The organism is Bacteroides faecis MAJ27, from assembly GCF_900106755.1.
GTDB classification, from domain to species: Bacteria; Bacteroidota; Bacteroidia; order Bacteroidales; family Bacteroidaceae; genus Bacteroides; species Bacteroides faecis.
Window position 1 is genome coordinate 77282 of record NZ_FNNN01000016.1, and the last position, 12461, is coordinate 89742.

General features: G+C 43.4%; 8 protein-coding genes and 1 pseudogene. 6 read left to right on the plus strand and 3 right to left on the minus strand.

What is annotated here, in order from left to right; genetic code table 11:
• The first annotated feature begins 89 nt into the window (after positions 1–89).
• From BLW31_RS14680 to BLW31_RS14690, 3 genes are all read left to right on the plus strand, one after another.
• Positions 90–2294: a sodium-translocating pyrophosphatase gene (locus tag BLW31_RS14680; protein WP_010536150.1), complete on the plus strand. Its 2205-nt coding sequence runs from the start codon at positions 90–92 to the stop codon at positions 2292–2294.
• A 460-nt stretch (positions 2295–2754) separates the two neighbouring features.
• Positions 2755–3357: a ribonuclease HII gene (gene rnhB, locus BLW31_RS14685; RefSeq protein WP_010536151.1), complete on the plus strand. Its 603-nt coding sequence runs from the start codon at positions 2755–2757 to the stop codon at positions 3355–3357.
• A 172-nt stretch (positions 3358–3529) separates the two neighbouring features.
• Positions 3530–5071, plus strand: a complete 1542-nt coding sequence (locus BLW31_RS14690; RefSeq protein ID WP_010536152.1) for a DUF5723 family protein — start codon at positions 3530–3532, stop codon at positions 5069–5071.
• A gap of 169 nt (positions 5072–5240) precedes the next feature.
• Here BLW31_RS14690 and BLW31_RS14695 read toward each other — a convergent pair whose 3' ends face one another.
• Complete coding sequence (locus BLW31_RS14695) at positions 5241–6170, minus strand: magnesium transporter CorA family protein (RefSeq protein WP_010536153.1); 930 nt, start codon at positions 6168–6170, stop codon at positions 5241–5243.
• A gap of 464 nt (positions 6171–6634) precedes the next feature.
• Between BLW31_RS14695 and BLW31_RS24105 the strand changes: the two genes are divergently transcribed.
• Positions 6635–6985 (plus strand): hypothetical protein, encoded by a 351-nt coding sequence (locus BLW31_RS24105; protein WP_130061711.1) that lies wholly within the window; start codon positions 6635–6637, stop codon positions 6983–6985.
• A 395-nt stretch (positions 6986–7380) separates the two neighbouring features.
• Here the strand turns inward: BLW31_RS24105 and BLW31_RS14700 are convergent.
• Positions 7381–9865 (minus strand): annotated as a pseudogene (locus tag BLW31_RS14700) (TlpA family protein disulfide reductase).
• Positions 9866–10039: 174 nt separating this feature from the next.
• Here BLW31_RS14700 and gpmI point away from each other — a divergent pair.
• Both gpmI and BLW31_RS14710 read left to right on the plus strand, forming a co-directional pair.
• Positions 10040–11554 carry a 2,3-bisphosphoglycerate-independent phosphoglycerate mutase gene (gene gpmI / locus BLW31_RS14705; protein ID WP_010536154.1) on the plus strand — a complete coding sequence of 505 codons (1515 nt, stop codon included), beginning with the start codon at positions 10040–10042 and terminating at the stop codon, positions 11552–11554.
• A 63-nt stretch (positions 11555–11617) separates the two neighbouring features.
• Complete coding sequence (locus BLW31_RS14710; RefSeq protein ID WP_010536155.1) at positions 11618–12199, plus strand: DUF3109 family protein; 582 nt, start codon at positions 11618–11620, stop codon at positions 12197–12199.
• 8 nt (positions 12200–12207) lie between these two features.
• Here BLW31_RS14710 and BLW31_RS14715 read toward each other — a convergent pair whose 3' ends face one another.
• A complete protein-coding gene (locus tag BLW31_RS14715) occupies positions 12208–12408 on the minus strand; it encodes a hypothetical protein (RefSeq protein WP_010536156.1) in 201 nt (66 codons plus the stop codon).
• Positions 12409–12461: the final 53 nt, after the last annotated feature.

Consider the following 12461-nt stretch of genomic DNA (forward strand, 5'->3'; position numbering starts at 1 on the left):
ACAAGCCGGATTTTTTTCCTCTTTTGCTTGCTTTTTTCGTTTGATTTCCATACTTTTAGCCACCATAAAACCCTTTAATAATTAATTCTATGGATAGCATTCTTTTCTGGCTGGTTCCAGTCGCTTCAGTGTTAGCCCTCTGTTTTGCTTATTACTTCCATAAGCAGATGATGAAAGAGAGTGAAGGTACTCCTCAAATGATAAAAATAGCCGCTGCGGTACGCAAGGGGGCTATGTCTTATCTGAAACAACAGTACAAAATTGTAGGTTGTGTGTTTTTGGGGCTGGTTATTTTGTTTTCGATTATGGCTTATGGCTTTCATGTTCAGAATGCGTGGGTTCCTATTGCTTTCCTGACGGGTGGTTTCTTCTCCGGTCTTTCCGGTTTTCTGGGTATGAAGACAGCAACCTATGCTTCGGCACGTACTGCTAATGCGGCACGTAACTCACTGAATTCCGGTCTGAGAATTGCTTTCCGCAGTGGTGCAGTAATGGGACTCGTGGTAGTCGGACTGGGGTTGCTTGATATATCTTTCTGGTATCTGCTGTTGAATGCGGTGATTCCTGCTGACGCACTGACACCGACTCATAAACTTTGCGTTATCACGACCACGATGCTTACTTTCGGTATGGGAGCTTCTACACAGGCATTGTTTGCCCGCGTGGGTGGTGGTATATATACAAAAGCTGCCGATGTAGGTGCCGACCTTGTAGGTAAAGTAGAAGCAGGTATTCCCGAGGACGATCCGCGCAACCCTGCTACCATTGCCGATAATGTAGGTGATAATGTTGGTGACGTGGCAGGAATGGGTGCCGACTTGTACGAATCTTATTGCGGTTCTATCCTGGCGACTGCCGCATTAGGTGCTGCTGCCTTTATCCATTCGGCAGATACGGTCATGCAGTTCAAGGCAGTTATTGCTCCGATGTTGATTGCAGCGGTAGGTATTTTGCTTTCTATTATCGGTATCTTCTCCGTACGCACTAAAGAAAATGCAACGATGAAAGATTTGCTCGGCTCACTGGCATTCGGAACCAATCTGAGTTCCGTATTGATTGTTGCCGCCACCTTCTTAATCCTGTGGCTTTTGCAGCTGGACAACTGGATTTGGATTTCCTGTGCGGTAGTAGTCGGCCTGCTGGTCGGTATTGTGATCGGACGTTCTACGGAATATTATACTTCCCAGTCTTACCGCCCTACTCAGAAGTTGAGTGAAAGTGGAAAGACCGGTCCCGCTACGGTTATTATTTCCGGTATTGGTTTGGGAATGCTTTCTACAGCTATTCCTGTGATTGCGGTAGTAGTGGGTATCATTGCTTCCTTCCTGCTTGCTTCCGGGTTCGATTTCTCTAATGTGGGTATGGGGCTTTACGGCATTGGCATCGCTGCTGTCGGTATGCTGTCTACCTTAGGAATAACGTTGGCTACGGATGCTTATGGTCCGATTGCTGATAATGCAGGGGGTAATGCGGAAATGGCAGGCCTGGGTCCTGAAGTACGCAAACGTACTGATGCGCTCGATTCTTTGGGAAATACAACAGCAGCAACCGGGAAAGGTTTTGCTATCGGTTCCGCTGCATTGACCGGACTGGCTTTGCTGGCATCTTATATAGAAGAGATCCGTATCGGTCTGACTCGTTTGGGAACGATGGACCTGAGTATGCCCAACGGAGATGTTGTTTCTACCGCCAATGCTACCTTTGTCGATTTCATGAACTATTATGATGTGACGCTGATGAATCCGAAAGTTCTTTCCGGTATGTTCCTCGGCTCGATGATGGCCTTTCTGTTCTGCGGATTGACGATGAATGCCGTCGGTCGCGCAGCCGGACACATGGTGGACGAGGTACGTCGTCAGTTCCGTGAAATTAAAGGCATCCTGACCGGAGAGGCTGAGCCGGATTATGAGCGTTGTGTGGCTATCTCAACCAAAGGTGCACAGCGTGAAATGGTCATTCCGTCTCTGATTGCTATTATTGCCCCTATTGCGACCGGATTAATCTTCGGAGTGACCGGAGTATTAGGACTGTTGATTGGTGGTTTGAGTTCAGGCTTTGTGTTGGCTATCTTTATGGCGAATGCAGGCGGTGCCTGGGATAATGCGAAGAAGTACGTAGAAGAAGGGAATTTTGGAGGTAAAGGCGGTGAAGTGCATAAGGCAACCGTAGTAGGTGATACTGTGGGTGATCCGTTTAAAGACACTTCCGGTCCGAGCCTGAATATTTTGATAAAGCTCATGAGCATGGTAGCCATTGTGATGGCAGGGCTTACTGTTGCCTGGAGTTTGTTTTAACTAAAAAAGGTTTGTTTATTGAAGAGGGCGATGGCCGGAATAGGTTCGGCTATCGCTTTTTTATGGTATAGAACTGCGTAAACACTTTTTTTGCATGCTTAATCACTCTTTTTCGGTAAATGATCCTGTTTAAGGGCATTTCATGCAAATACTCCGGAAAAGTCATTTTCTTGTTTCTTATTATTTGGATACTTTTGCAAGACGATATAATATAATCGGAAAGGGGTAAATAGAAGAAATATGTCATAATGGCTAAGGGGAAAGGCTGATGTTAGAAAAGAACAAAATCTGTAAAACGAATGGTAGGGTGATGGTTCCGGTCAGCAGGACTGTGAACCTGGAGTATATTTGGGGAACAATTGCTTGTTTGTGTGAATGAATGACAGAAAAAGGAGGTCTTGAATGAGGTCTCCTTTTTTATTTCCTTTATCTTTGTATCCTGTAAGAAAAAAGAATAAGTATGCTATTACCTTATTTAAATAAAGATTTGATAGAAGCCGGCTGTGATGAGGCTGGGCGCGGCTGTCTGGCAGGTTCTGTGTATGCTGCTGCCGTCATTCTTCCTAAAGATTTTAAGAATGAGTTGCTGAATGACTCGAAGCAACTGACAGAAAAGCAGCGCTATGCACTCCGGGAAGTGATAGAGAAAGAGGCGATAGCATGGGCGGTAGGAGTGGTGTCGCCCCAAGAGATTGATGAGATAAATATTCTCCGTGCCTCTTTTCTGGCCATGCATCGGGCTGTTGGCCAGCTCTCTGTCCGGCCTCAACATCTGCTCATTGACGGCAACCGTTTCAATAAATATCCCGATATCTCCCATACGACAGTGATCAAAGGAGACGGGAAGTATCTTTCGATAGCTGCCGCTTCCATACTGGCTAAAACCTATAGAGATGATTATATGAATCGTCTTCACGAAGAATATCCTTTTTATGACTGGAATAATAATAAAGGCTATCCGACTAAAAAACATCGTGCCGCCATTGCCGAACACGGAACGACTCCATACCACCGGATGACCTTCAATCTGCTTGGTGACGGGCAGTTGAACCTAAACTTCTGATTTTACGTATCGTTTCACTTTCTACATATTTTTGCAGAATAAGCACGATTTTTCTCTAAATAGCCATGAAAATGTTCTGTTTATGCTAAAAAAGTGTTGCCATGTGCTTTTATTTGTTACCCAAATGCTATATATTTGCAAACGATAACAAGAATTAAAAAAAGATAAAATCATGACAACAAGCAGACTGTATTCATCAAAGAAGTTTATTGGGGCATTTCTTCTTATGATGGTTTGTGTTTTACCTGCCAATGCGCAGTTTTTACGTACCTCTTATTTTATGGAAGGTACGCATTATCGTCAACAATTGAATCCGGCTTTGATTCCGACACAAGGATATTTTAATATTCCTGTACTGGGATCGGTTAATGCTACTGTGGGTTCTACTTCATTGGGATATCAGGACATTATCGACATTATTGATGATAGCGACAATTTCTACTCTAATCCGGATTTTCTGAAACGTCTGAAAGATAAGAATGATTTGAATGTGAACGTAAGCACGGAGATTCTTTCTGCCGGATGGTATAAAGGAAAGAACTTCTGGTCGTTCAACGTTGGTGTTCGTGCGGATATAGGTGCAAGCCTTACCCGTTCTATGTTTACCTTCCTGAATGAGATGGATGCGCTTGAAGATAACTGGAGAAACAGCAACTACGATATCAGTGGTCAGAAACTGGATATTAATGCTTATGGTGAAGTTGGTTTGGGATATGCGCGTCAGATCAATAACCGTTTGACGGTTGGTGGTAAAGTGAAAGTGTTGCTGGGTATTGGCAATATGAATTTGAAGATCAATAACGTGATGATGAATGCCAAACTTCCAAGTGATGCTCGTATTAACCAGTTGCAGGACCCCAATTATCTGTCCGGATTGGATGCTGCTGGTATAACAAAGTTGAAAGCTGAAATTGAAAGCTACCATGCGAATCTGAATGTTGACGCTCATCTGGAAAGTTCTTTCAAAGGATTGGAACTGGTACAAGAAGATGGACAGGACTATATCAGTGACTTTGACTTTGATAGTGGAAAACTGGGTATCGCAGGTTACGGTTTTGGCATTGATTTGGGTGCTTCTTATAAAATTATGGATAACTTGACAGTATCTGCTTCTGTTCTCGACCTGGGATTTATTTCGTGGACGAAAGGCGCTACTAAGATAGCTTCTGCTAATCCGGAATCAATCAATATGAAAGGAACTAGCTATGTCAACGGTATCGATCCGAATAATATACCTAATTCTGTTATTGCGATTCAAAACAATATTACTCAGTTGCAGGCTGATGCTGACGGATACATGAACCGTGTAAACGGTGGTGATGTACTCGACTACGAAATGTTGCAACTTCAGACAGAGGAAGCACATAAATCACGTAAGTCTAGTCTGGCATCTACAGTTGTGGTAGGAGCTGAATACGGCTTCTTTGAGAACAAGCTCGGAGTAGGTGTATTGTCTACGACCCGTTTCGTACAACCGAAAACTCTTACGGAGATCACATTCTCTGCAAACTACCGTCCGAAGAGCTGGCTGAATGTAGCACTTAGCTATTCGGCTATTCAGTCTGCCGGAAAGTCATTTGGTCTGGGTCTGAAGCTAGGACCGGTGTTCCTCGGAACTGACTATATGTTCTTAGGCAAGAACACTAATTCTGTAAGTGGATTTGTTGGTATTTCTGTGCCATTGGGCGGAAAGAAATCCAATAAAGAAGGATAAGATAAAATAATTTCTCTCTCTTAAACATTCTCTTTTTAATATTCTCTATCGAATAAAAAACGTATTGTGTGCAGCCTGTCATCTCTGACCTTTCATTTAGGTTTTAAGAGTGACAGGCTGCTTTTTTATGTGTCTGAAATAAAGAGGGAGTGGAGTGGGGCTGTCAGAATCAGAACCACTTGATCTTCCTGAATATGATAAACGCCAATGTCGACAGTACCACAGAACAGAGAATAATCAATGCAAAGGCATACGGTACCTCTTCCAGATGGATGTCCACATTCATTCCGTAGAAGCTGGCTATCAACGTCGGAATCATCAGAGTTATGGAAAGGCTGGTCATACGTTTCATGATGGCATTCACGTTGTTGGAGATGATGGAGGCGAAGGCATCCATCGTTCCGGTGAGGATATCACTATAGATATTCACCGTATTAAACGCCTGTTTCAACTCAATGATAACGTCTTCTACCAGTTCCTTATCCAGAAAGTCGGTGTCCTGAAAGATACTTTGCAGCTTACCGATCATCACTTCATTTCCCCGGATGGAGGTGTTGAAGTAAACCAGTGTTTTCTGTAATCTCATCAGACGGAGCAGGTCCTCGTTGCGGATACTACGTTCCAATTCTTTTTCGGCGGCGCTGATATCCAGATTTATCTGCTTCAGATATTTCAGGAACCATACGGCAGACGAATAAATCAGCCGTAGGATCAGATCGAGCTTGTTGCGGACTTCGATTCCCTTTCTGCGGGTGTGTTCGATGAAGTCAGGCAGCAGATCTGTGTTGTGATAGCAGACTGATACAATGATTTCATTGTTGGTGATGATACCGATGGGTACAGTGCCGAAGGGAAGACTTTCATTCTGTTTGTTTTGCATCGGGATACGTAGAATCGTCAACAGCCAGTTGCCTTCTGTGTCGGTACGCGGACGTTCGTCCGTATCGGCTATATCGTTCAAGAATGATTCGGGTACGTTCAGGGTTTTAGTCAGAAATTCAAAATCATCGTTGTTTGGGCATACCACGTTTACCCAGCAGTTAGGAAGCCATTGCGGTTTTTCCACAAAGCCAGCTTCACAATAAAGATATGTTCTCATCTTATTGCCTCCTTTCGTTTGTTTACACGAGCAGAGGCATCAGTTTTCAATGGCTCTGTTCGCTTTAATTAATACTATTAGTGCACGTTCGCGGGTTTGAATCGTCCATATTTCTATGATTTAATTTTAAAGCGGTGCAAAGATACGGAAAATTAGCCGGGCTTCCGCCTTTTGCTTTGTTTTTTTTGATGGAATAATGGTCTCAAACCGTACAGAAATGAAGAATGATGAATGGAGAATGAAGAATTACTTTGCAGCTGCAGCGTGATAGCGCAGCCAATTCTTCATTCAAATCCGTACAGTATAGAGCTCAAACCGGGTTTTCGGACTGATCCAGTAATTCTTCATTTAAAACTCATTCATAATGATTAAAACCGATGTTTTATTGTCATCTGTCAGCTTTTAGTAGGCAAACTGTTTATAATAAGATAATTAGCTCCTGACAATACCCCCTGATAATACGGATGACAATAGCAATCGTCCATTCTATTGTCAGCCGTATCATACTGTTATTCCAGCTTGACTATTTGATAAAGAGTCCCTTTGTAAGTATGCTTGGAGGGCAGAGAAAGCATAGCGGACGAGGAGTAGAAGGTATGCTTTGCTCGTGCCACCCCTTTGGCATGCTTGTGCCACGCCTTTGGCACGACTGTGCCATCGCAGTGGCACAACTGTGCCAAGCACTCTGCACAATCGTTTCAGAGGTTTGGCATAATCGTTTCCGTAGGTGGCACAACCGTTCTCATAGCTTGTCACAAACCGTATGGATACTTGAACGGGAAACAACGAAAGGAAAAGTGTTGGTGACAGTGTGAATGAAGGCTCTTTTCCTGTGCACGCAAAAGAGGAGAGTCTTCCTCCTTGCAGTCGTTTGAATGACATAGCCGATCGTTTCTCATTGGTATTCGTCTGAATGACGGAATCAAATGATGGCAAAAAATGTATTAATACACTCTAATGTGAGATATATCGGAAACTTCCCTCACTCCATAAGCTGACAGTAAAATGGAACTTTTGCTATTGTCAGCTTATTGTCAGGGCTTATTGTCATGTGGTAATCTGTTTATTATTAGAATATTATATATGAAAAGCTGACAGATGACAATAAAACATCTGTTTTAATCATTATGAAGAAGTTTTAAATGAAGAATTAGCTACGCTATCACGCTGCAGAGTAATTCTTCATTCTTCATTCATCATTCTTCATTCATCATTCTTCATTCAAATTAAGTTGGGCAGGTTCGGAAACGGGGAAATTCTCTTCCAAGTACTTTCTGATTTTATGAGTTCCCAGTCCCTCTTTGGAGATACTACCATCCTTTAGTACAAGTTCATAGTGCGGAATACCGTTGAAGTGGAAGAGTTGGCGCAGATAGTTAAATTCCGATTCGGTCACATAATAACTGGCTTCTCCTTTCAGGTTGTTTTCTACATATTGCTTGTATGCACCGGCAGGAGAATCCTTCTGTCCGGTGATATAGATGAACTGGAACTCCGGATGATCCTTATATTTTTTGCGCAGGTCTGCCGTCGCCTCTATCCCTCCCCGGCAAGGTCCGCAAGTCGTCGCCCAGAAGTCAACGAACAATACTTTATCCGGGTGATTCTTGATGATATTGCGGAAAACCTCAGTGGCTTTACCTTCCGGAAGCTGGTAGGACTTAGCTTCTTCTTTCGGATGTATTTTGGTAAACAGATATTCGGCTTCTTCTGCCAATATTGGAAAAGTAAGTTTTTCTTTGGTGTTGTCTGCATACTCACGGGCGATTGAACGTGTCTTGATATTCTCCAGATAGAATTTCATGTCGCGTACTTTAGCTATTTGCCAAAGCAAAGGATTGGGTACATTATATAGTCCGGCAAGAATGCTGTCTTTTATATGTTCACTTTTTACTTTCATTGAGATAAAATTCCTGTCTATTTCTTCCTTTGATTCCTCTGATTGCTCGTTTTTGACATGTTTCTCTACATATTCCGAAATTAGCTTTTCTTCTTTTTCGAATAAGTCTTTTACCTTCTCATTCTCCTCCTGAAGTTCTTTCAAAGTGATCTTTACTGTTGTTCCGGCCAGTTTTTCGTGTTTCAGTCTGATTGCTTCCTGCTCTGCATTCATCTTTACCCCTTTCTCTTTAAAGAAAGTCAGAAGCGGCTTTTCCGGATACGTATAAGTGATGGTATCTGTCGGCGCTGTTGCATACTGTTGCCCATAAGCTTTTCTGAAAGCATTCATATATTCAAACCGGTTGATGAAAGTACTTGCATTGGCATCGGCAAGCACCGCTTCATCATTTAGCGGCATCTTATTCAGGAAATCGTAATAGGAATCATCTTCTTGCACTTTCAAGGCTTGGTTGGCTGTATCCTGTTTCGCGTAAATAATCTCTGCTCATCAGGAAATCGAAGAATAAGCCACCTGCCTGCAGGTTTGTCTTGTTCTTTATCAGGCGGACAGCCTTTGCCGATGGTTGGCAAATCTGAATCACTGAATCGGCTGTATGTTCCCATTGGGCGATAAACGGCTTCATATGTTCCTTGTATTGGCTGGGAGTCAGCCTATTACGGGAATTGGATAAATCCTCGTAACGGTAGGGGATAAGTGAACTGAATTCTTTCAGCAGATAGGAGAGAGGAGCCGACGGTCCCATGTAAGCTATATTCTTGATAGGAAAATAATAATCGCGTGCCCGGCTACGTGCCAGTAATGCTTCCCAGTCGATATACATGGTCAGTGTTTGCCCGGGTTCGATATAGAATGGAATCCAGTTGTTGCCAAGTGTAACCGATTGTTCCACAGGATGCTTGATGACAAATTTGCACAGGAAACTGCCGTCTTCGTCTATCTGAATCACAGTCGGATAGTCTTCGCGGGTGATGATATTCGATAGATAGATAAGTCCGGTATCAAATCCCAGGCGTCGGTCGTAGCCGTCGATATACCCTTGCAGACAGGTAGTGTCTGTGTGGAAGAACTGCTGAAAACCTGTATCGGCGGCGATGGTCTTGGTCGTTCCCTTTTGCCGGGTGTACAGTTGTTCCTTCTCTCCGTTCGCTTGTATTTTACAGTTTCCGTCTTTTTGTGGAGTTACCAGTAAAGTGCGTGTCTCCCCATTCTGCTTGTCCTTGACAGTTATCTCGATCCGTTTCCCTTTCTTACGGACATTTTCATTGGTGAATATCCGGTTGTTCATGATTGTTACAGAATCGTAGATACCATATTCCCATGCGTTCAAATCATCAGTCTTGAACCAGTTTCCTTTGATTGCAACCAATGGTGAAACAGTCTTATCGGTTTGCGGCACTAAAGAGATATCATACGTGTTCCCTTCGGTATCACTGGGGCTGAGAAGATGGATGACCTGTGTTTCTTCCGGCAGAGCTTCGAAAGTGAGTACATAGTCCATCTCGCCCGAGTCGGGCATGTACACTTCCTTGTTGAGCTCAATGCCTTCTGCACTCTTGAACTGATATTTTTTTCCGGTAGCCGCATCTTCCAGGTAGCTGTCTCCTTCCTCTTTTATCCACCAGTGCGGGCGGAAGATGGCGTGAATATAAACACGCGTACCTTCGGGCGTGCGTTCTATACGTGTGATGTTGCCAATGCTCCCCGAACGGGCTTTAAATGGCGGATTGTCGATGGTTTGCGCAGTGAGCATACCCGATAGCATGAGCATCATGCAGAGTAGAATCGTTTTCATAATATTAAATTTTGAATAAATGTGTTTAATAGTTCTCTGTACAAAGAAAGAAAAATATTCATGGCTTCCCCTCTTTTCCCCTTTTAACTTAACATAGATTAAGCGTTTACGTAATCATCTTTTTTGTACCTTTGCACCCGAAAATCAGAGTGATAATTTAAATATTGAAATAGTATGAGCAAGAAAGCCCTTTTAATGATCCTCGATGGTTGGGGATTAGGCGACCAAAAGAAAGACGACGTAATCTTCAACACTCCCACTCCTTACTGGGATTATCTGATGAACAATTATCCTCATTCCCAACTTCAGGCAAGTGGTGAGAACGTAGGTTTGCCCGACGGACAGATGGGTAACTCCGAAGTAGGTCACCTTAACATTGGTGCCGGACGTGTGGTTTATCAGGATTTGGTGAAAATCAATCGTGCATGTGCCGACAACAGCATCCTTCAGAACCCCGAAATCGTTTCTGCTTTCTCTTACGCAAAAGAAAATGGAAAGAACGTTCATTTCATGGGATTGACTTCTAACGGTGGTGTGCACAGCTCAATGGTTCATCTTTTCAAACTTTGCGACATCGCCAAAGAATATAACATCAACAATACATTTATCCACTGCTTTATGGACGGTCGTGATACTGACCCGAAGAGCGGTAAAGGATTTATCGAAGAACTTTCTGCACACTGCGAGAAATCTGCCGGCAAGATTGCTTCTATCATCGGTCGTTATTATGCTATGGACCGTGATAAACGTTGGGAACGTGTGAAAGAAGCTTATGACCTCCTGGTAAACGGCGAAGGAAAGAAAGCTACTGACATGGTTCAGGCAATGCAGGAATCTTACGATGAAGGTGTAACGGATGAATTCATCAAACCGATTGTAAACGCTAACTGCGACGGAACAATCAAAGAAGGTGATGTGGTTATTTTCTTCAACTACCGTAACGACCGTGCTAAAGAACTGACAGTCGTACTGACTCAGCAGGATATGCCGGAAGCAGGTATGCATACCATTCCGGGATTGCAGTATTACTGTATGACTCCGTATGATGCATCTTTCAAAGGTGTTCACATCCTGTTCGATAAAGAAAATGTTGCCAATACACTGGGCGAATACATTGCTTCAAAAGGCTTGAACCAGCTTCATATTGCCGAAACAGAGAAATATGCCCATGTTACTTTCTTCTTCAACGGTGGCCGTGAAACTCCGTTCGACAACGAAGACCGTATCCTCGTTCCATCTCCGAAAGTAGCTACTTATGACCTGAAACCGGAAATGAGCGCTTACGAAGTGAAGGATAAACTGGTAGACGCTATCAACGAAAATAAATATGACTTTATTGTGGTGAACTTCGCTAACGGTGATATGGTAGGCCATACCGGTATCTACGAAGCAATCGAGAAGGCTGTTGTGGCTGTAGACGCTTGCGTGAAAGATGTCATCGAAGCTGCCAAAGCACAGGGCTACGAAGCAATCATCATTGCCGACCACGGTAATGCTGACCACGCCTTGAACGAAGACGGCACTCCGAATACGGCTCACTCTCTGAATCCGGTTCCTTGTGTTTACGTAACAGAAAACAAGGCTGCGAAAGTGGAGGACGGTCGTTTGGCTGATGTTGCTCCGACTATTTTGAAAATCATGGGTCTGGAAGCTCCGGCAGATATGAATGGTCAGATTTTGATTAAGTAATTTAGAATTCTATAACCAGAAGGGCGGGGGTAAACTCCGCCCTTTTTGTCTCACATAAGTTTTATGATTCAGATAGAAGATGTAGTAGTGAGCTTCGATGTCCTTCGGGAAAAATTCCTCTGTAACCTGGATGCCTGCAAGGGCGAATGTTGTATTGAAGGGGATGCGGGGGCACCTGTGGAGTTGGAGGAAGTAGAAAAGTTGGAAGAAGTGCTGCCGGTTATTTGGGAGGAACTGTCTCCGGAAGCGCGTGCTGTCATTGAAAAGCAAGGAGTGGTATATACGGATCAGGAAGGTGATCTGGTGACTTCTATTGTTAATAATAAGGACTGCGTCTTTACTTGCTATGACGAGAAAGGATGCTGTTATTGTGCCATTGAAAAGGCTTATCGGGATGGCAAGACTGACTTTTATAAACCGGTATCATGTCACCTTTATCCCATCCGGATTGGGGATTACGGGCCATATAAAGCAGTAAATTATCATCGATGGGATGTATGCAAGGCGGCTGTGCTGCTGGGAAAAAAAGAAAATGTAGCTGTCTACCAATTCTTGAAAGAACCGCTGATCCGTAAATTCGGTGAAAAGTGGTATCAAGAACTGGAAATCGCAGTGGAGGAATTAAAGGCGCATGATATGATCTGATATTTCTCTCATTTTTTTGATTCTTTGCGTTTGGCTCGTATCAGAAGAAATAGCAGGCAGATCATAGCTACAATAATGCAGGACGGAGTGATCCATGCCTCCGGATGGATAATGATCAGGAACAGGCAAGTGACAATCACACAGGATGCCAGAATTTTGAGATACAGCCTGATCTTGGCAAATACAGGATTTTGGGTAGTAGTTTTCATAAGTGTCCTCCTTCTTTTTGGCAAGATAGTGATTTTGGTCGAGAAGTAATTTA